General features: G+C 64.9%; 12 protein-coding genes. 3 read left to right on the top strand and 9 right to left on the bottom strand.

What is annotated here, in order from left to right; translation table 11 throughout:
* Nucleotides 1-43: 43 nt before the first annotated feature.
* The 8 genes from PFLCHA0_RS14545 to PFLCHA0_RS14510 all read right to left on the bottom strand — a co-directional run bounded on the left by PFLCHA0_RS14545 (nucleotide 44) and on the right by PFLCHA0_RS14510 (nucleotide 13618).
* The gene (locus tag PFLCHA0_RS14545) at nucleotides 44-2119 is read right to left on the bottom strand and encodes a putative bifunctional diguanylate cyclase/phosphodiesterase (RefSeq protein ID WP_015635505.1); all 2076 of its coding nucleotides are present in this window, start codon (nucleotides 2117-2119) and stop codon (nucleotides 44-46) included.
* Between the two features lie 267 nt (nucleotides 2120-2386).
* Nucleotides 2387-3880 carry an efflux transporter outer membrane subunit gene (locus PFLCHA0_RS14540; protein WP_015635504.1) on the bottom strand — a complete coding sequence of 498 codons (1494 nt, stop codon included), beginning with the start codon at nucleotides 3878-3880 and terminating at the stop codon, nucleotides 2387-2389.
* Entirely contained in the window at nucleotides 3877-6984 is a 3108-nt protein-coding gene (locus PFLCHA0_RS14535; RefSeq protein ID WP_015635503.1) for an efflux RND transporter permease subunit, read from the bottom strand. Before PFLCHA0_RS14535 ends, PFLCHA0_RS14540 begins: the two co-directional genes overlap by 4 nt.
* A gap of 37 nt (nucleotides 6985-7021) precedes the next feature.
* A complete protein-coding gene (locus tag PFLCHA0_RS14530) occupies nucleotides 7022-10120 on the bottom strand; it encodes an MdtB/MuxB family multidrug efflux RND transporter permease subunit (protein WP_015635502.1) in 3099 nt (1032 codons plus the stop codon).
* Nucleotides 10117-11436, bottom strand: coding sequence for an MdtA/MuxA family multidrug efflux RND transporter periplasmic adaptor subunit (locus PFLCHA0_RS14525; RefSeq protein ID WP_015635501.1), 1320 nt, complete (start codon nucleotides 11434-11436; stop codon nucleotides 10117-10119). The genes PFLCHA0_RS14530 and PFLCHA0_RS14525 overlap by 4 nt, the downstream gene beginning before the upstream one ends.
* 177 nt (nucleotides 11437-11613) lie before the next feature.
* On the bottom strand, nucleotides 11614-12114 hold the full coding sequence (tpx, locus tag PFLCHA0_RS14520; RefSeq protein WP_011061148.1) for a thiol peroxidase: 501 nt from the start codon (nucleotides 12112-12114) through the stop codon (nucleotides 11614-11616).
* Between the two features lie 333 nt (nucleotides 12115-12447).
* A complete protein-coding gene (locus PFLCHA0_RS14515; protein WP_015635499.1) occupies nucleotides 12448-13131 on the bottom strand; it encodes a type 1 glutamine amidotransferase domain-containing protein in 684 nt (227 codons plus the stop codon).
* A 43-nt stretch (nucleotides 13132-13174) separates the two neighbouring features.
* A complete protein-coding gene (locus PFLCHA0_RS14510) occupies nucleotides 13175-13618 on the bottom strand; it encodes an SRPBCC family protein (RefSeq protein ID WP_015635498.1) in 444 nt (147 codons plus the stop codon).
* Between the two features lie 369 nt (nucleotides 13619-13987).
* On the opposite strand from PFLCHA0_RS14510, the gene PFLCHA0_RS14505 reads away from it, so the two are divergent.
* Both PFLCHA0_RS14505 and PFLCHA0_RS14500 read left to right on the top strand, forming a co-directional pair.
* On the top strand, nucleotides 13988-15625 hold the full coding sequence (locus tag PFLCHA0_RS14505) for a molecular chaperone DnaJ (RefSeq protein ID WP_015635497.1): 1638 nt from the start codon (nucleotides 13988-13990) through the stop codon (nucleotides 15623-15625).
* On the top strand, nucleotides 15622-16599 hold the full coding sequence (locus PFLCHA0_RS14500; protein WP_015635496.1) for a DUF3829 domain-containing protein: 978 nt from the start codon (nucleotides 15622-15624) through the stop codon (nucleotides 16597-16599). The genes PFLCHA0_RS14505 and PFLCHA0_RS14500 overlap by 4 nt, the downstream gene beginning before the upstream one ends.
* A gap of 53 nt (nucleotides 16600-16652) precedes the next feature.
* Here the strand turns inward: PFLCHA0_RS14500 and PFLCHA0_RS14495 are convergent, their stop codons facing one another.
* Nucleotides 16653-17324, bottom strand: a complete 672-nt coding sequence (locus PFLCHA0_RS14495) for a DUF3313 domain-containing protein (RefSeq protein WP_015635495.1) — start codon at nucleotides 17322-17324, stop codon at nucleotides 16653-16655.
* Nucleotides 17325-17536: 212 nt separating this feature from the next.
* On the opposite strand from PFLCHA0_RS14495, the gene PFLCHA0_RS14490 reads away from it, so the two are divergent.
* On the top strand, nucleotides 17537-19894 hold the full coding sequence (locus PFLCHA0_RS14490) for a tetratricopeptide repeat protein (protein ID WP_041752232.1): 2358 nt from the start codon (nucleotides 17537-17539) through the stop codon (nucleotides 19892-19894).
* Nucleotides 19895-20003: the final 109 nt, after the last annotated feature.

Genomic DNA, 20003 nt, shown 5'->3' with positions numbered 1-20003 from the left:
GAACTGCCGCCAGATCGCGACCGCAGCCGGCAAGGCGAGAGGCTCAGGCTTTTTCTTCGCCCCGGTGGATGCCCTGCATGAAACCTTCGGGCGGCAGCGGATGGCCAAGGAAATAGCCTTGCAGGGAATCACAGCCCAGTTGGGTGAGGAAGGTCTGCTGCACCCCGGTTTCCACGCCCTCGGCGACGATCCGCAGGCCCAGTGCCTGGCCCAGGGCGACAATGGCCGAGACGATGGCGGCATCGTCGCTGTCGTGCTCCAGGTCGCGGACGAAGCCGCGGTCGATCTTCAGCTCGTTGGCCGGCAGGCGCTTGAGGTACATCAGGCTGGAATAGCCGGTGCCGAAATCGTCGATGGACAGGTCCACCCCCATGTCCGCCAGCTGTTGCAGGACAAGCATGCTGACATCGGCGTCGTTCATTGCCGTGGTTTCGGTGATTTCCAGGGTCAGGTTGTTGGCCGGCAGGTGGTAGCGTTCCAGGGCATTGGCCACGCTCCTGACCAGCCCGGCATGGCAGAACTGCAAGGCCGAGAGATTCACCGCGATGCGCCAGTCGGTGTAGCCCTGGACGTACCACTCGCGCATCTGCCGGCAGGCCTCGTTGAGCACCCACTCGCCGATGGCAATGATCAGCCCGGTCTTCTCCGCCAGTTCGATGAACTTGTCCGGCAGCAGCAGGCCATGCTGGGGATGCTCCCAGCGCAACAGCGCCTCGGCCCCCACCGGCAGGCCATTGGCAGCGTCGAACTTGGGTTGGTAGTGCAGGCGGAACTGATGATGCTCCAGGGCATTGCGCAGGTCCTGCAGCAATTGCAGCTGGCGCCGGGCATTGCTGTTCATCGAGGCATCGAAAAAGCTGTAGCCATTCTTGCCGGTGCCCTTGGCGTGGTACATCGCCGCATCGGCGTTCATCAGCAGTTCCTGGGCACTCAGGCCATTGCCCGGGTACACCGCAATGCCGATGCTGGCGGAAATCTGCAGGTCGTGCTCGGCCACCCGGAACGAGCGCGATACCAGCCCCACCTGGCGTGCCGCCAGGCGCAGGGCATCGTCCGGCTCGGCCAGTTGCACCAGCAGCACGAACTCATCGCCGCCGATCCGCGCCAGGGTGTCTTCGCTGCGCAAATCCTCGCGCAGGCGCTGGGCCACTTCGCGCAGCAACTGGTCGCCCATGTGGTGGCCAAAGGCGTCGTTGACCGGCTTGAAACCGTCCAGATCGATGAACATCAGCGCAAAACAGCCACCATGGGCAGTGACCCGGTGCATCGCCTGGTCAATGCGGTCGGCCAGCAGAATGCGATTCGGCAGCCCGGTCAGGGTGTCGTGCAACGCCAGTTGGGTCAGTTCCTTGTTGGCTTCGGTCAACGATTGCGCCAGCACCGCGGTGCGGGCTTCCAGCCGCGCATCCAGCACCGAGGTCAGCAAGGCAATGATCAGCACCGCCAGGGTGGTGATCAGCACCAGGTTGTCCAGGCCCTTGCCGCTCAGGCCGTTGCCCAGGGCGCCGCAGAAACTGCCATCGGCGAAACGCGCCGCGGCCATGCCGGTGTAATGCATGCCGACGATGGCAAAGCCCATGACAATCGCCGCGCCGGTCCGGGCCAGACGTACGTAAGGGGTGTTCTGGCGCAGGCGAAAGGCAATCCACAGCGCCGCCAGCGACGCGCCGAAGGCAATCAGCAGCGAGGCGCCGAACAGGCTCGGGTCGTAGTCGATGCCCGGCTGCATGCGCATGGCCGCCATGCCGGTGTAGTGCATGCCACTGATGCCCGAGCCCATGACCAGTGCGCCGAACAGCAACTGCCACAGCGGCAGCCGCGGCTGGCTCACCAGCCACAGGGCAAAGCCGCAGGACAGGATCGAGATCAGCAACGACAAGGCGGTGAGCTGGATGTCGTAGCCCAGATCAATGGGCAGGCTGAAGGCCAGCATGCCGATAAAGTGCATGGACCACACACCGACGCCCATGGCCAGGGCTCCGCCCATCATCCATAGATAAGCGGCACGGCCGGTGGTGGTGGCAATGCGCCCGGTCAGGTCAAGGGCAGTATAGGAAGCGAGGATCGCCACGAAAATGGAGATCAGGACCAGTGCGGAGGAGTAGCTACCGATGAGCATGAGGCGTCTCTTGGCCGTTGTGCCGACATCCCTGCGCGGCGGGCAAAACCGCAGATTGTACTGATTGCGTGGAAGAACGCATCTACAAAGTTAGCAAAAAGCCATTAGTCGGACAGAACGCCGTTTTCGGCTGTCTCATACCCCTACAAGCCCTGTGGGCATGGGCTTTGCGGGAAGTCGTGAGCAGTTGCAAACGGCTCCGGATGCACTTTGCCTGAGGCTGTCGAGCAGGCCTTGCAGCCACCTTGCTGCAAGGCCTTCAAGGGCCTATTTCTGCTCGCTGGCCTGCAGTTGGCCATCCCAGCCACCGCCCATGGCGGCGATCAACTGCACGCTGGCGATCAGCCGGCTCTGCAACAGGCTGAGCACGCTACGCTCGTTGCTCAGGGCTGTGGTCTGGCTGGTGACCACATCCAGGTAGGCGATCAGCCCGGCCTTGTACTGGTTCTCGGTCAGGCGCAGGGCCTCGCGGGCCGAATCCAGGGCCTGCTGGCGCACCCCCGCCTCGTCCTCCAAAACCTTGAGCTGGACCATGTAGTTCTCCACCTCGCGGAAACCGTCGAGCACGGTCTGCCGGTACTTGGCCACGGTCTGGTCGTACACCGCCTCGGTGCGGTCCACTTCCGCCGAACGCTGGCCGCCGTCGAACAGGGTCATGGCCAGTTTCGGCCCTACCGACCAGAAGCGGTTGGGCAGGCTGATCCAGTCGGCGTAGGTGCTGCTGCTGTAGCCGCCGGCCAGGCTCAGGGTCAGGTCCGGGTAATAGGCGGCCTTGGCCACGCCGATCTTGGCGTTGGCGGCAATCACCGAACGCTCCGCCGAGGCGATGTCCGGGCGCCGCTCCAGCAGTTGCGACGGCACGCCTAACGGCACCTGGGGCAGCACGGGGATGGTCTTGCTCTCGGCCAGGTTGAACTCTGCCGGCGGCACGCCGATCAGCACGGCGATGGCGTTCTCGAACTGCGCCCGCTGCCAGATCAGGTCGATCAGGTCGGCCTGGGTGCTTTTGAGCTGGGTCTGGGCCTGGGCCACCGCGTCCTTGCCGGAGACCCCGGCCTGGTACTGGTTCTGGGTCATGGTCAGGGAGCGCTGATAGGCCGCCACCGTGGCCTCCAGCAGGCGCTTCTGCTCATCGATCACCCGCAGTTGCAGGTAGTTCTGCGCCAGCTCGGACTGCTGGCTCAGGCGCATGGCCGCCAGGTCGGCGAAGCTGGCCTCGGCGCTGGCCTCGTTGGCTTCCAGGTCACGGCGCAACTTGCCCCACACGTCCGCTTCCCAGCTCACCCCCAACTGGGTGTTGTAGGTGTCGCGAATGCCGCTGCTGGAACTGCTCAGGGCCGAACTGCTGCTGCCGGTGCCCTGGCTGGCGCGGGTCTTGCCGGCGCTCAGGTCGACACTGGGAAAGAACGAACCCCGGGAGCTGCGCACCAGGGCCCGGGCCTGACGGAACTGCGCCTCGGCCTGGGCCACGCTCTGGTTGGAACTGTTGAGCTTGTCGATCAGGCCATTGAGCTGGGCATCGCCGTACAGCTCCCACCAGGCGCCACGGGCCAGGGCGTCGCTGGGGTTGGCCTGGCGCCAGCCTTCGGCTTCCTTGTAGTGCACCGGCTCGGCCACCTGCGGGCGCTGGTAGTCGGGACCGATGGCGCAGGCGCTGAGCAGCAGCACGCACAGGCCCAGGCTCAAGGCCCGCGAGCCCCGGGCCATGGCCAGGCGCTGGGCGGACAGCAGAGTAACGGGACGGGACGATTGGTCGGTCATAGCGGCGTTTCCAGAGCAGCATCGGTACGGACCCCACGCCAGTGGTTGAACTTGTGGCGCAGGCGATCGAGATAGAGGTAGACCACCGGGGTGGTGTAGAGGGTCAGGACCTGGCTGAAGACCAGGCCGCCAATGATGGTCAGGCCCAGGGGCTGGCGCATTTCCGAGCCTTCGGCCCCGCCCAGCAGCAACGGCAAGGCGCCGAGGATCGCCGCCAGGGTGGTCATCAGGATCGGCCGCAGGCGTTGCAGGCAGGCGCTGCGGATCGACTGCAACGGGTCCAGGCCCTGGTGCCGCTCCAGTTGCAGCGCCAGGTCGATCATCAGGATCGCGTTCTTCTTCACCACCCCGATCAACAGGAACAGCCCCAGCAGCGAGATCAGGCTGAACTCACCACCCAGCACATAGATCGAGAGCAAGGCGCCAACCCCGGCCGAGGGCAAGGTGGAGAGGATGGTCAGCGGGTGGATGTAGCTTTCATAGAGCACCCCCAGCACCAGGTACACCGCCAGCAGCGCGCCGAGGATCATGAACGGCTGGCTCTTCTGGGTGGCGGCGAAGGCATCGGCGGTGCCGGCCATCTTGACGATCACGTCTTCGGGCATGCCCAGCTTGGCGATCGCCCGTTCGATGGCGGCGGTGCCCTGCTCCACCGTTACGCCCTCGGCCATGTCGAAGGAAATGCTTTCCGAGGCGAACTGCCCTTCATGGCTGACCCGGTCGTCTTCCAGGCTGTTTTCATAGTGGGCGATGGCCGACAGCGGAATCCGCGCGCCGTCGGCGGTAATCACCTGCACTTGATTCAGGGTAATCGGGTCCTGGGCGTATTTCGGGTTGACCTCCATCACCACCTGATACTGGTTGAGGCTGTCGTAGATGGTGGAGATCTGCCGCTGGCTGTAGGCGTTGTTGAGCACCGCGGTGACCATGTCCATGTCCACCCCCAGGCGCTTGGCCTGGTCGCGGTCCACCATCAGGGTCACTTGCTGGGCACCGTGGCCTTCCCGGGCGTCGATGGCGGTGAGCTCAGGCAAGGCGCGCAGCGCCGTCACCACTTTCGGGTACCACTGGCGCAACTCGCCCAGGTCGCCGCTTTGCAGAATGTAGGAATACTGCGAGGTGGTCTGCTCGCGGCCGCCGCCGAACTGCAGGTCCTGGTCGGCCATCAGCATCAGTTGCGCGCCGGGCACCTTGGGCATTTCCTTGCGCAGGCGCTCGATGACCTTCTGCGCCGAGATATTGCGTTCCTTGATCGGCTTCAGGCGTACCAGCATGAAGGCGTTGTTGGTGCCGTTGTTGCCACCGATAAAGCCGGCCACGCTCTCCACTGCCGCATCCTTGAGCACGGCGCGGCGGAATATTTCCATCTTCGGCTGCATCACGCTGAAGGACAGGCCGTCGTCGCCGCGGACAAAACCGATCAACTGGCCGGTGTCCTGCTGGGGCATGAAGGTCTTGGGCACCACCACGTACAGGGCCACGTTGACGCCAATGGTCAGCAGCAGGCTGAGCAGGGTCAGGCGCCTGTGCCGCAGCACCCAGTCCAGGCTGGTGGCGTACTTGCCCATCATCCAGTCGTTGCTGCGCCGGCTCCAGCGTTGCAGGCGGTTCTCCTGGCCCGGGGTGTGGGGCTTGAGCCAGCGCGCGCAGAGCATCGGGGTCAGGGTCAGGGACACCACCAGCGATACCACGATGGCCGCGGCCAGGGTGATGGAGAACTCGCGGAACAGGCTCTCGATGATCCCGCCCATGAACAGGATCGAGAGAAACACCGCCACCAGCGACACGTTCATCGACAGCAAGGTGAAGCCCACCTCCTTGGCCCCCAGGTACGCCGCTTTCATCGGCGCGATGCCTTCGTCGATGTGCCGGGAGATGTTCTCCAGCACCACGATGGCATCGTCCACCACCAGCCCGGTGGCAAGGATCAGCGCCATCAGCGACAGGTTGTTCAGGGAAAAACCGTAGAGGTACATGATGGCAAAAGTGCCCACCAGGGATACCGGTACCGCCAGGGTCGGGATCAGCGAGGCGCGGAAGTTGCCGAGGAACAGGTACACCACCAGGATCACCAGGGCCACGGCGATCAGCAGGGTCATCTCGGCCTCGTGCAGGGTGGCCTTGATCACCGGTGAGCGGTCCATGGCCAGGTTGAGCTTGACGCTGGCCGGCAGCACCGCCTGCAACGCCGGCAACTGAGCCTTGATCTCGTTCACCGTCTCGATGATGTTGGCCCCGGCCTGGCGGTTGATCACCAGCAGCACCGCCGCGTCGTCGTTGAAGAAGCCGCTGTTGTAGCGGTCCTCGACGCCGTCGCTGACCTTGGCCACGTCCTTCAGGCGCAGGGCCGCGCCATTGTTGTAGTGGATGATCAGCGGCTCGTAGTCACGGGCCTTTTCCAACTGGTCGTTGGCCTGGATCTGCCACAGCCGCTGGTCATCCTCCACCGAGCCCTTGGGCCGGCGCTGGTTGGCATTGGCGATGGCATTGCGCACGTCGTCCAGGGCTACGCCGTACTGGTTGAGCAGTTGCGGCTCCAGTTCGATGCGCACCGCCGGCAAGGAGCTGCCACCGACCTGCACTTCGCCCACGCCCTGCACCTGGGACAGGCTCTGGGACAGGATGGTCGAGGCCAGGTCGTAGAGCTGGCCTTTCTCCAGCACATCGGAAGTCAGCGACAGCACCATGATCGGCGCCTGGGACGGGTTGACCTTCTTGTAGGTAGGCATGCTGCGCATGCCGCTGGGCAGCAGGTTGCGCGAGGCGTTGATGGCTGCCTGCACCTCCCGTGCCGCGCCGTTGATGTCGCGGTCCAGGTCGAACTGCAGGATCACCCGGGTCGAGCCCTGGCTGGAACGGCTGCTCATGGTGTTGACCCCGGCGATGGCGCCGAAGGAACGCTCCAGGGGCGTGGCCACGGTGGAGGCCATGACCTCGGGGCTGGCCCCGGGCAGGCTGGCCTGGACCACGATCACCGGGAAGTCCATCTGCGGCAGCGGCGCCACCGGCAGCAGGCCGAAGCTGACGCCGCCCAGCAGCATGATCGCCAGCGACAACAGCATGGTCGCCACCGGGCGCTTGATGAAGGGGCCGGAGAGGTTCATGCCGACACGCTCCAGGCTTGAGGCAGGCTGCGGCCCTTCATGCCTCCACCTCTTGGGCGTCTTCACGCTTGCCGAAGCGCCGGCCCAGGCGGTCGAAGTACAGGTAGATCACCGGCGTGGTGAACAGGGTCAGCACCTGGCTCACCAGCAGGCCGCCCACCATCACCAGGCCCAGGGGCTGGCGCAGCTCGGCGCCGGAACCGGTGGCCAGCATCAGTGGCACGGCGCCGAACAGCGCCGCCAGGGTGGTCATCAGGATCGGCCGGAAACGCAGCAGCGCCGCCTGGTAGATAGCCTGTTCCGGGGCCATGCCCTGGTGGCGTTCGGCGTCGAGGGCGAAGTCGATCATCATGATTGCGTTCTTCTTGACGATGCCGATCAGCAGGATGATGCCGATGATGGCGATCATGCCCAGGTCGTTGCCACTGAGGATCAGCGCCAGCAAGGCCCCCACCGCCGCCGAGGGCAAGGTGGAGAGGATGGTGATCGGGTGGATATAGCTCTCATAGAGCACGCCGAGCACGATGTACATGGTCACCACCGCCGCCAGGATCAGCAGCAAGGTGCTCGACAGCGAGGCCTGGAAGGCTTCCGCCGCGCCCTGGAAGCGGGTCTGCACGCCCACCGGCATGCCGATCTCCTGCTGCACCTGCTCGATCACGTCCACCGCCTTGCCCAGGGCCACGCCCGGAGCCAGATTGAAGGACATCATCACCGCCGGGAACTGGCCGATATGGGCGATGGCCAGTTGCGCCTGGCGCTCCTCGACATGGGCCAGGCTCGACAGCCGCACTTGGCCGCCATCGGTGGTCTTGACGTGGATCTGCTCCAGGGCCTGGGGCCCGATGCGCTCGCCGGCCTGGGCCTGGAGCACCACCCGGTACTGGCTGGCCTGGGTGTAGATGGTGGAGATCTGGCGCTGGCCGAAGGCGTCGTACAGGGCGTCGGTGATGTTCGCCACCGAAACCCCGACCCGGGACGCGGCGTCACGGTCGATCACCATGAACACCTGCAGGCCCTTGTCCTGCAGGTCGCTGGCCACGTCGGTGAGCTCCGGGCGCTGGGCCAGGGCCTGCACCAGGCGATTGCTCCACAGGCTCAGCAGCTCGGCATCTGGCGACGACAGGCTGAACTGGTACTGGGTGCGGCTGACCCGGTCCTCGATGGTCAGGTCCTGTACCGGCTGCATGAACAGGCGGATGCCCAGCAGCTTGTCCACCTCGGGCTGGATCCGCGCGATCACCTGGGCTGCGCTCAGGTCGCGCTCGCTGTGGGGCTTGAGGTTGATCAGCAGGCGGCCGCTGTTGAGGGTGGCGTTGTCGCCGTCCACCCCGATGTAGGACGACAGGCTTTGCACCGCCGGGTCCTGCAGGATGATCTTGGCCAGGTCCTGCTGGCGCTGGCTCATGGCGGCGAAGGACACCGACTGCGGCGCCTCGGAAATGCCCTGGATGACCCCGGTGTCCTGCACCGGGAAGAAACCCTTGGGCACCACCATATAAAGGAACACGGTCAGGCCCAGGGTGCCGATGGCCACCATCAGGGTCAGGAACTGGTGCTTGAGTACCCACTGCAACTTGCGCCCGTAGCTTTCGATCAGCCAGTCGATCCAGGCCCCGCTGGCGCGGTAGAAGCGCCCCTGCTCTTCAGGCTTGGGCTCACGCTTGAGCAGCCGCGCGCACATCATCGGGGTCAGGGTCAGGGACACCACCAGGGAAATCAGGATCGCCACCGCCAGGGTGATGGCGAACTCGCGGAACAGCCGCCCCACCACATCCGCCATGAACAGCAGCGGGATCAGCACCGCGATCAGCGACAGGGTCAGGGAGATCAGGGTGAAGCCGATCTGCCTGGCGCCCTTGAGCGCTGCCTGCATCGGGCTGTCGCCCTCCTCGATGAAGCGCGAGATGTTCTCCAGCATGACGATGGCATCGTCCACCACGAAGCCGGTGGCGATGGTCAGGGCCATCAGGGTCAGGTTGTTCACCGAGAAGCCGGCCAGGTACATCACCCCGAAGGTGCCGATCAGCGACAGTGGCACGGCAATCGAAGGAATGATGGTGGCACTGGCGCGGCGCAGGAACAGGAAGGTCACCATCACCACCAGCGCGATGGCGATCAACAGCTCGTGCTGCACATCCTTGACCGAAGCGCGGATGGTCTGGGTACGGTCGGTGAGCACGGTGACGTCCAGGCCTGCCGGCAGGTTGTCGGTGATGCTCGGCAGCAGCGCCTTGATCCGGTCCACCACCTCGATCACGTTGGCCCCGGGCTGGCGCTGGATATTGAGCAGCACCGCCTGGTTCTCGTTGGCCCAGGCCGCCAGGCGCTCGTTCTCCGCGCCATCGACGATCTCGGCCACATCCTTCAGGCGCAGCGGCGCGCCATTGTTGTAGGCCAGGATCAGCTCGGCGTAGTCCTTGGGCGAGGTCAACTGGTCGTTGGCGTCGAGCATCGAGACCCGGGTCGGGCCGTCGAAGTTGCCCTTGGGCTGGTTGACGTTGGAGGCGCCAATCAGGGCGCGCACGTCCGCCAGGTTCAGCCCGTTGGCCGCCAGGGCCTCGGGGTTGACCTTGATCCGCACCGCCTGGCGCTGGCCGCCGGCAATGCTGACCATGCCGACGCCGCTGATCTGGGCGATCTTCTGCGCCATGCGCGTATCCACCAGGTCATTGAGCTTGGGCAGCAGCATGGTCTTGGAGGTAATGGCCAGGGTCAGCACCGGGGTGTCCGCCGGGTTGACCTTGTTGTACACCGGCGGGGCCGGCAGGTCCTTGGGCAACAGGTTGGTGGCAGCGTTGATCGCCGCCTGCACCTGCTGCTCGGCCACGTCCATATTGATATCGAGGCTGAAGCGCAGGGTCAGCACCGAGGCCCCGCCGGAACTGGTGGAGGCCATCTGGGTCAGGCCGGGCATCTGCCCGAACTGGCGTTCCAGGGGCGCGGTGACCGCGCTGGTCATCACGTCCGGGCTGGCCCCGGGGTACAGGGTCATGACCCGGATGGTCGGGTAGTCCACCTGGGGCAAGGCCGACACCGGCAGCAGGCGATAGGCGATCAGGCCGGCCAGGACAATGGCCAGCATGCTCAGGGTGGTGGCTACCGGACGGAGGATGAACAGCCGCGAGAAATTCATGCGCCGACCTTTTGCGCCTTGCCATCAACCGGCTTGCCGTCTGCGGCCGGTGCCCCGGCGGGCTGCCCTTGCAGGTGTTCGGTGGGGGTGGTGGGCACGTCGATGCTGTCGTTGACCACTTCCACTTCGCTGCCGTCCTTGAGGCGGTCGGTGCCTTCCATCACCACCCGGTCACCGGCCTTGAGGCCGTCCTGGATCACCGTCGAGTCGCCGTTGCTGGCGCCCACCTTGAGCTGGCGGATCTTCACCTTGTTGTCGCCATCCAGGGCGTAGACGAAGGTGCCGTTGGTGCCGAACTGGATCGCCGCCGAGGGCGCCAGCACCACGTTCTTCAGGGTATCGGCCAGCAGCCGCACATTGACGAACTGGTTGGGGAACAGGCCCTGGTCGCGGTTATCGAAGCGCGCCTTGAACTTCAGGGTGCCGGTGGTGGTGTCGATCTGGTTGTCCAGGCTCTGCAGCACGCCTGTGGCCTGCAGCTTCACGTCACCGCGGTCCCAGGCTTCCACCGCCAGCCTGGCGCCGCTGTGGTAGCGAGCGAGCACGGTTTCCAGGCTGTTTTCCGGCAGGGTGAAGGCCACGCTGATGGGCTGGGTCTGGGTGATGATCACCAGCGCGGTGGTGTCGTTGGCCGCCACCAGGTTGCCCACGTCCAGCTGGCGCAGGCCCAGGCGGCCGGCGATCGGCGCGCGGATGTTGGTGAATTCCAGGTTGAGCTTGGCGTCGTTGACCGCCGCCTGGTTGGTCTTGACCGTACCCTGGTACTGCCCCACCAGCGCCGCGGCGGTGTCCAGGGTCTGTTTGGCGATGCTGTCCTGGGCGTACAGCCCGCGGTAACGCTCAAGGTCGACCTGGGCGTTCTTCAGTTGGGCCTGGTTCTGCAGCAAGGTGCCTTCGGCCTGGAGCAAGGCGTTCTGGTACGGACGCGGATCGATCTGTGCCAGCAGGTCGCCGGCCTTGACCATCTGCCCTTCCTCGAAGTTGACCTTGACCAGTTCCCCCGCGACCCGGCTGCGCACATTGATGGTGTTCAGAGCCGTCACCGTGCCCAGGGCCTTGTAGTACACCGCGAAATCCCCCTGGGTCACCGGTGACACCCGCACCGGGATCGGCCCGCTGGCGCCGCCGAAACCGGGGCGCATGCTACCGCTGCGCCCTGTATGCCCGGCCGCGGCTTTCTGCCCGGCGGCCTCCTGGTGGGTACTGGCCGGCCAGAATTTCCAGCACAGGCCAACGACCAGCAGCAGGACGAACAGGCCGAACAGCCAGCGACGGGAGTTGCGGGAGACAGAGGATTGCATGGAGTGATCAACCATTGGGCGCGTGGGAGGCTTCTTTGAGAAGGCTGAAAGATAAGCACTGGAACCGTTTTAGCAAAGCGCCTTTACCGGCAATTTACCTTTGACTGACGTTTCAAGGAGCGGTGCTAAGCCACTGAAGCACAAATAAAAACGGCCTGGACAGAGCCAGGCCGTGAATAATTGTAAAACCTGTTACTTGAGCACGGCCAGGGCCGCATCGTAGTTCGGCTCTTCGGCGATTTCCTTGACCAGCTCGCTGTGCAGCACCTTGTCGTTTTCGTCCAGCACCACCACGGCGCGGGCAGTCAGGCCGGCCAGCGGGCCGTCGGCGATGGCCACGCCGTAGTTCTCGATGAACTCGCGGCCACGCAGGGTCGACAGGTTCTGCACGTTTTCCAGGCCTTCTGCGCCGCAGAAGCGTGCCTGGGCGAATGGCAGGTCGGCAGAGATGCACAGCACCACGGTGTTGGCCAGCTCGTTGGCCTGGGCGTTGAACTTGCGCACCGAGGTGGCGCAGGTCGGGGTGTCGACGCTTGGGAAGATGTTCAGCACCTTGCGCTTGCCGGCGAGGCTGCTCAGGGAAACATCGGCCAGGCCTGCGCCCACCAGGGTGAACGCTGGGGCTTTGGAACCGACTTGCGGCAGTTGGCCGTTAACCTGCACCGGGTTGCCTTTGAGAGTGACTTGAGCCATGAACGGAGTCCTTATTGAACAGTGATGATGGAACAGCAATGAGAAATTCCTGAGAGGCCGAAGTTAAGCATGAAACGGCCCGGGCACCTATGCCCCACGGGCAAATTGTCCAACAACCCGCCCCGACACCGGCATTACCGGATGCAGGGGCTGGCTTGCCAGCGAAGGCGCTTTCAAACCTTGCGCAAGCCTCAAGGGCCCCTTCGCCGGCAAGCCGGCTCCTACAGGGGTGAATTTGGGTGTTTCGGTGTAGGAGCTGGCTTGCCAGCGAAAGCGATTTCGAGACTTGAGCAAGCCTCAAGGCCGCCTTCGCCGGCAAGCCGGCTCCTACGGTTATTTGTTGAGGTGCGCCAGGAGCAGATCGGCCACCGGGCCACCGGACGCCGGGTTCTGCCCGGTGATCACCCGCTGATCCTCCACCGCGAACGGCGCCCAGGGTGCGGCGGCCTTCTGGTAAAGGGCACCGCGCTTGACCAGTTCGGTTTCCGTCAGGTAGGGCACGTACTGGTCCAGTTCGGCGAGTTTCTCCTCTTCATTGGAGAAACCGGTGACCTGCTTGCCGGCGATCAGCAGCCTACCGTCGCCCAGCTTGATGTTGAGCAAGCCCACCGCGCCATGGCACACCGAGCTGACATAGCCCCCCTGCTCATAGATCTCCCGGCTCAGGGCCTGCAGTTCCGGGTTATCGGGAAAATCCCAGACCACGCCGTGGCCACCGGCGTAATAGATCGCCACATAGTCCCCGGACCTGACCTGGGAAGGCTTGAGGGTCGAGCCCAGGCGGCTCATGAAGGCACTGTCCTGGTACCACTGCCAGTCGGTGTCGTCGGCCATGGCCAGGCTATGGGGGTCGATGGGTACGTAGCCACCCTTGGGGCTCACGTAGTCCACCTCGAAGCCCGCCGCCTCGACCTTCTTCACGAAATGCACCGCCTCACCCAGCCACAGGCCAGTGGCGCGGGCCAGGTTGGGGTATTTGGCCACGCTGGTCAGGACCACCAGTATCTTCTTGCTCATGGGCATGCTCCTTGGCATTGGAAAACAGGGCAAGGCACGGCAATCAACTGAGCAACCGCAGCATGTTGCGGTGCCGGGCATCGAAAATCCGCGCCATGTAGGCATTGACCATCAACCACTCCAAAGGTGCACCACCTATGGCCCTGTAGGTCACCCGGTCGGTGTACAGGGTGCCCCCTTCGGCGGCCTCGACCCGGTGCTCATGGCGAAAGGCCCGCAGCGGCCCCTTGAGCATCTCGTCGACAAAATGCCGGTCGCCGACCTCACGTATAACCACTGTCCATTTCGCCGGTATGACACCGAACATCCAGTGCAGGAAGCTGAACTGGCGCCCGACACTGATGCGCAGGTCATTGATATCGAGGCCCCCCAAGGGCGTGACACGCGCGGGGAAAATCTTTGGAAAGTTGGCGCCTTCGAGGCAGAAATCCAGTACCTGAGCCGGGCTGTAGCCGGCGAAAGAAGTCGTACGCTCTACTACGGGCATTCGGGGCATTCCTCCCTGGCATCAGTGCAAAAAGCTCACAAGAAACAATAAATAACTTCATGTCTTAACCGTATCTATATGTTTTATATAGTTTTTTAAAATAAATAAATCACACAATCTTAACCACTTAAACTTTGCGGAAATAATCATAAGTAACATTAACTGACAGCCCATCCCCCAATGCGCCGGCCTCGCCCGCTCTAAACCAATGGTAGTTCTCTACTGACTCCATCGGTGCGCCGACCACAGAGACGAAGCCGAGCCGGGCCTCATCCGGCTTGGGACTTTTTTTCAGGAAACCGGTAGGGTGCGCAGTTTCAGCGCGCCACTGCCCGGGCGCGGCGGTCTTTCATGGAGTCGTACCGCCCAATGAGTTGCTGGACCCTGCTCGGCCTGCCGGCCACCGCCGATACCCGCACCATCAAACGCCACTACGCCAGGCTGCTCAAGCAGACCCGCCCGGATGAAGACCCGGTGGCGTTCCAGCGCCTGCGCGAAGCCTATGAATCGGCGCTGGAGCAAGCCCGGTGGCTGGGCATGCAGGAGCAGGATCCACATTCGGACGAAGATCCGGTGCCGCTGGCCGGGCAGGCGCCGCAGGGCCCAAAGCCGCTGTCGCCGGCGCAGCGAGTCGCCCCCTTGCTGGAGGGCATCCGCATCGAGCAACTGGACCTGCGCTATCAGCAGGCGATCCAGAGCGACTGCCTGCTGGAGTTCGAGCTGGGCCTGTTGCGCCACTGCGTGGAACGCCCGGACCAATCGCAACAGCTGCTGGCCTGGGCCTTTGCCACGTTCCACTGGCTCAGCGCCTGGCAGCGCCTGGAACTGCCGGAGTACCTGATCGATGCATTGCTGGAACAGTGCCAGGAAAAGCTCTTGCAGCCCCTGCAGGACGCCCTGGCCCAGCGCGACGACCAGGCTCTGCTCCAGGCCTACGCGCAACGCCAGCAGCAGCCCTGGCTGAACAGCCTGGACCAGGGCCAGTGGTTCAACCTGCAACTGGTGGAGCTGCTGCTCAACAGCCCCTACTGGTCCAGCCCGGGGTTCGCCGCGGTGTGTGCCGGCCAGGGCTGGCACAACGGTGCGGACAACGCCTGTCCGGCGCTGGAATGGGAGCGCCTCAAAGCCCGTGACGAAGCACCGGTATTCATTGCCCGCCAGCAGGCCCTGGCCACCCAGGCGCCGGCCAGCCCGCAACAGCGCGCCGCCTACCTGCTGCTGGCGCCCATCAGTTTCACCCGCCGGCGCAACTTCGCCCGGCGCCTGCGCCCCGATGACTGGGCCTGCTGCCGCCAACTGAGCTCGCGGCTGCACGCCAATCACCCCGAGGTATCGGCCGGCATGCCCGGCGGCACGCCGTTCTTCTGGCGCGACTGGGAGTTCGCTTTCAACGCCTGGCCCATGTACCTGGGCATTGTCCTCGCCTGCCTGGCGGGGGCCGTGGCCCGCTATGCGCCGCAAGCCGGCAGCCTGGGGGAAATCATCGGCGTGACGCTGTTCTGGAGCACCTGTTTTGCCGGCGCCGGGGCCCTGCTGGGGTGGCTCTGGCAGCCTCTGGCTCACCGCCTCTGGGTACGCGACCAGGCACTCGGCGCACGCCTGCCGCACTGGCTCGACCCGGACCGTGAGGTGCTGGTCCTGCGCGACCTGCTGCCGGCCCTGCTGATCAGCGGTGCCCTGGGATATTTCTGCGGCCCGGTCAGCGCCGCCACTTACCTGGCCGTGCTGCTGGGGGTGGCGAGCCTGCGGCGCCGCGAACTCAAGGCCCAGGCTTCCTGGGAAAAACCCGCTCCCTGGCGCCGGCGGCTGTTGATCGGCCTGGGCTGCATGGTGCTGGTGGCAGGCCTGGGCAGCCTCCAGCTGTTCACCAGCCAGCGCACGCTCAACCCCAACCAGGGCCTGCAGCAATGGAGCGAACGCCTGTGCGCGCGCATGCCCGCCAATGCCGAGGGCTGCACGGCCCCGGCCACCGCCCGCCAGTGGTACGGCCAGGAGGGGCAGCCATGAACCCCAATTGGTTGCTGCCCATCGGCCTGGTTCTGGGGTTGACGCTGGTCGGCCTGGCCGGGGCCAGCAAGCCCCTGGGGCGCCTCGACCTGTGGCTGGACTACCAGGACAGCCCGAGCACCGCCCAGGCCAATGCCCTGGCGCCGATCGTCAATTGCATGAACCAGGTGGATGTGCCCTGGCGCCTGGCCCACCAGGCCTTCATGACCGAGGGTGCGCCCCGGGCCAAGGCGCCCGAAGCCTACGACCTGTATGCCTACAGCCACCAGGACATCGACGCACTGTACCGCCTCAACTGCCCCGGCAGGATCACCGACAAGTTGCAGGTCCTGGCCCCGGACAGCCCTTTGCTCCCCGCCACCGTGCGCTATCTGCAAGTGCTCGGGCCCTTCGCGGCCCTGACCAAGGATTCCTTCATGCGCAAAATGGGCATCGGGCGGCCCCTGACCGAGGCGCAACTGGATGAGTTTGCCCGCCAACTGGCGCAACAGAGCGAGGCTTACCTGGAAGCTTCCAATGCCGTGCGCCGGCTGCTCCCGGCCCTGGATATCGAACCGCGCAGCCAGCAACTGCTGCGCCTGGAGCAACGCCTGGGGCGCAATGCCCACTGGGCATTGCTCGATTACATGATCCAGGCCCGCAGCACCGTGGAATTTGTCGAGGCAGGCGTACGCCAGCAAAGCCTGACCCCGGACCAACTGGCGCAGGTCACCCGGCAGTTGCGCCAGACCTGGGACGCTCGGCAGCAGTACCTGAAAACAGGCCAGCCGGACAAGAACACCGAGCAGGTGCTGTACCTCTGGCAACTGATCGCCCAGCCCGGCGAACAGTACCTCAAGGCGCTGGACACCCTGCACCGCGACTGGCAGCAACATGCCGAGCCGCAACGCCTGAGCGACGACTACCACGCAGTGACCCAGGGTTACGACCAGATGCTCTACCACTACAACAAACTGGCGCGCAGCCAGTACTGAAACCGAACGATGGCCGCGGCACCTTTCAAGATGCCGCGGCCATCAACGGTCGGTCACTTTTTCTTCAGTTGCAGGTAGGACTGGTGCATGTCATAGGCCCAGCCGTCGATGACGTTCTTCACGTCGCTGGCCTGCATCACCTGGGTGTCGTTTTCCAGGGGCTTGCCGGTGCCTTTGCGAACCACTTCGGCAATCACCGCGTGGGTGCTGCCATCCAGGAACGCCGCCTCGGTGGCCAGGGTGGTTTCCTGGTCGCGGATGCCACTGGCGGTGCTCACCGCCGCCGCCACCAGGGCCACGGGAATGATTTCATAGGGCTTCAGGCCCTCGGTCTTGCTGGTGACTGCGGTAATCGCCGCGCGCACCACGATCACCCCCGGGCCCGGGCCGGTGGCCAGTGGCAGGGATTTGCTCACCTCGCGCTGCAGTGCCTGGTCGTAGTAACGGGTGATGGCGGTCAGGGTGCTCTGGGGGATCTTCGCCGTCGGCTGCGGCTGCGGGTAGAACTGGGTCGGTTCGATGTACACGCTGCTGTAGTTGCTCAACTTGAGCTTGGGATCGATCCAGCGCATCACCTCCACGCCGGAGGGCGACTTGGCTTCCTTGAGCTGGCTGTAGTCGCTGAGAAACCCGGAGTACTCGTCAGGCTGGGGCACTTTGCTGGAACAGCCCACCATCCCGAGGGTGGCAAGGCACAGCATGCTGAGGGTCAGAGCAAGCTTCATGTGTAACTCCTGTAGGTGCAGCAGCCAGGGACTGGCTAGGGGAAATTAAGGTATAGCCAAAAGCCGGCGCTTTGCCCCGCCGGCGCGGGTTGTTTGTCACGGCTTGCGGGCTGATTCACAGCCCGGATTTGACAGACCGGCAGCTGCCGTCAAAGCTCCATCGAGCCTGAGAGTGCCGATCAAGGCACCGCATTCTGGATACGGACGTCGCAATGCCCAAGCCGAAGAAGAATAACCCACGCTCGACACCCCCTGCTTCAACCGCACCTTCGCCCCACCGCTACCTGTTCCCCTTCAGCGCCCTGCTGTTGCTGCTGGTGCTCGGCGGGCTCGTCTGGTTCCTGCTGGCCGAACCGCCCCGGCTGGCGGCGCCGCAGGTGGCTGCGGCCCCGCCCCCCGCCCAGCCCAAGGCCGTGCCGGCGCTACCGGCCGCCCAGTACGTCGATGAACAGGCCTGCCAGGGCTGCCACCAGGCCCAGGCCAGGGACTGGCAAGGCTCGCACCATCAACTGGCGATGCAGGAGGCCAACCCGCAGACGGTGCTGGGCAATTTCAATGAACAGCGTTTCAAGGCCGAAGGCGAAAGCACCCGGTTGTTTCGCCGCGGGACCGAGTTCTGGGTCAACACCCCCGGAGCCGACGGCAGGCCCGCGGACTTCAAGGTGGCCTACACCTTCGGCATCGAGCCCTTGCAGCAATACCTGATCGAGGTCGGCCAGGGACGCCTGCAGGCCCTGGGCGTGGCCTGGGATACCCGCAAGCAGCAGTGGTTCCACCTGTATCCGGGCCAGGGCGTTAACTTCAAGAACCCGCTGCACTGGAGCAAGCCCAGCCAGAACGCCAACTTCATGTGTGTGGAATGCCATACCACCGGCTACCAGCGCAATTTCAGCGCCAGCCAGGAGCGCTTCGACAGCCGCTGGAACAGCCTCGGCGTTGGCTGCCAGGCCTGTCACGGCCCGGCCTCCAACCACCTGCAGGCCACGGCCAGCAAGGCCACCCTGGCCAACGCCGGCTTCGCCGTGGACCTCAAGGCCGCAAGCGCCACCCAGGAGATCGAGACCTGCGCCCGCTGCCACGCGCGGCGCGCGCCCCTGGGCGACGGCTACCACGTCGGCCAGCGCCTGATGGATGACTACCTGCCCAGCGCCCTGACCCGGGAGCTGTACGCCCTGGACGGCAAGATCAAGGACGAGGTGTTCGAATACGGCTCCTTCGCCCAGAGCAAGATGTTCGACAAGGGGGTGCGCTGCAGCAATTGCCACAACCCCCACAGCACCCAGCTCAAGGCCCCGGGCAACGCCGTATGCCTGCAATGCCACAACCCCGCCGGCAAGAGCGCGGCAGCCGGCATTGACGGACGCGGCTTGCAGGCCAAGGATTACGATTCCCCCGAGCATCACCGGCACACCCCCGGCCAGCCCGGTGCGCAATGCGTGGACTGCCACATGCCGGGCAAGGTCTACATGGGCAATGACTATCGCCATGACCACAGCTTCAGCCTGCCCAACCCGCTGCGGGCGCAGAAGCTTGGCACGGCCGATGCCTGCCTGGGCTGCCACCAGGGGCAACAGGCCGGCGAACGCATCAGCCGGCAGTTCCAGTTATGGACCGCCAACAGCCCACCCCAGCCACCGCGCTACGACGACAGCCTGTGGTTGATCCGCGGCGGCCACCCAGGGGCAGCCCAGGCGTTGCAGGAACAACTGCAGCGCAGCGATCTGCCACCGATCCGGCGTGCCACCCTGCTGGCCGAGCTGGCCAACTATCCCAATGCCCAGGCACTGCAACTGGCTACCCAGGCCCTCGGGCATGCGGCCCCCCAGGTGCGCGAAAGCGCGGTGCGAGCCACCAGCGCCCTGGTGCCGCCAGCCGAACGTGGCCCGCTGCTGGTGCCCCTGCTGCAAGACCCGGTCAAGGCCGTGCGGATCACCGCGGCTCGCGATCTGCTGGGCGCCGCGCGCAGTGGCCTGGGCCCGGCTCAAGGGGCCTGGGACAAAGCCCTTGGCGAATATGAAGCGGTGCAGTTGAGCCTCGTGGAGCGGGCCGAAGCCAACCTCAACCTGGCCATGCTCTACCAGGCCAGCGGGCGCGGTGCCGAGGTCGAACCCTACCTGCGCGCAGCCTTGCGCCGCGACAGCGACTTCTTCCCGGCCCTGGTGACCCTGGGACAGTGGCTGGAAGCCAATGGCCGCAGCCAGGAGGCGCAGCAATTGCTGGCCCAGGCCCTGCAACAGCACCCGGAGTCGGCGCTGCTACAGCACACACGGGGCCTGAGCCTGATTCGTGGGGGCGACACTGCCCGGGCCATGGCCGCCTTGAAAAAGGCCGCCGAGCTGGAACCGCAGAATGCTCAGTACGCCTATGTGCTGGCAGTGGCCCTGCACGACAGTGGCCAGCAGGACGCTGCCAACCGTCAGTTGCAAGCCCTGCTGCAGCGCCAGCCGACCCAGCGCAATGCGCGCCTGAGCCTGATCCAGTACTACTTGGAGAGCGGCCAGGAACCCAAGGCCCAGGCACTGATGCAGCAATGGAAGCAGCTCAACCCCGGGGACCCGGCGTTGCAATAGGCGGGGTGGCAAGGAGGGCTCGGTTACCCGAGCCTTCCTAAAACCAATCAAACAAGATTAACTATCAATATTAATCTATTGATTTTAAACGACTATTTATTCTAGAAAT

The sequence above is a fragment of the Pseudomonas protegens CHA0 genome (assembly GCF_000397205.1).
Taxonomy (GTDB): domain Bacteria; phylum Pseudomonadota; class Gammaproteobacteria; order Pseudomonadales; family Pseudomonadaceae; genus Aquipseudomonas; species Aquipseudomonas protegens.
Note: the sequence above shows the minus strand (reverse complement) of the source record. Positions and strands in the feature narration are given on the sequence as shown.

Coding starts and splice junctions, on each gene's coding strand:
- PFLCHA0_RS14545 (WP_015635505.1), bottom strand. CDS start 2,119: ATGCTCATCGGTAGCTACTCCTCCGCACTGGTCCTGATCTCCATTTTC.
- PFLCHA0_RS14540 (WP_015635504.1), bottom strand. CDS start 3,880: ATGACCGACCAATCGTCCCGTCCCGTTACTCTGCTGTCCGCCCAGCGC.
- PFLCHA0_RS14535 (WP_015635503.1), bottom strand. CDS start 6,984: ATGAACCTCTCCGGCCCCTTCATCAAGCGCCCGGTGGCGACCATGCTG.
- PFLCHA0_RS14530 (WP_015635502.1), bottom strand. CDS start 10,120: ATGAATTTCTCGCGGCTGTTCATCCTCCGTCCGGTAGCCACCACCCTG.
- PFLCHA0_RS14525 (WP_015635501.1), bottom strand. CDS start 11,436: ATGGTTGATCACTCCATGCAATCCTCTGTCTCCCGCAACTCCCGTCGC.
- tpx (WP_011061148.1), bottom strand. CDS start 12,114: ATGGCTCAAGTCACTCTCAAAGGCAACCCGGTGCAGGTTAACGGCCAA.
- PFLCHA0_RS14515 (WP_015635499.1), bottom strand. CDS start 13,131: ATGAGCAAGAAGATACTGGTGGTCCTGACCAGCGTGGCCAAATACCCC.
- PFLCHA0_RS14510 (WP_015635498.1), bottom strand. CDS start 13,618: ATGCCCGTAGTAGAGCGTACGACTTCTTTCGCCGGCTACAGCCCGGCT.
- PFLCHA0_RS14505 (WP_015635497.1), top strand. CDS start 13,988: ATGAGTTGCTGGACCCTGCTCGGCCTGCCGGCCACCGCCGATACCCGC.
- PFLCHA0_RS14500 (WP_015635496.1), top strand. CDS start 15,622: ATGAACCCCAATTGGTTGCTGCCCATCGGCCTGGTTCTGGGGTTGACG.
- PFLCHA0_RS14495 (WP_015635495.1), bottom strand. CDS start 17,324: ATGAAGCTTGCTCTGACCCTCAGCATGCTGTGCCTTGCCACCCTCGGG.
- PFLCHA0_RS14490 (WP_041752232.1), top strand. CDS start 17,537: ATGCCCAAGCCGAAGAAGAATAACCCACGCTCGACACCCCCTGCTTCA.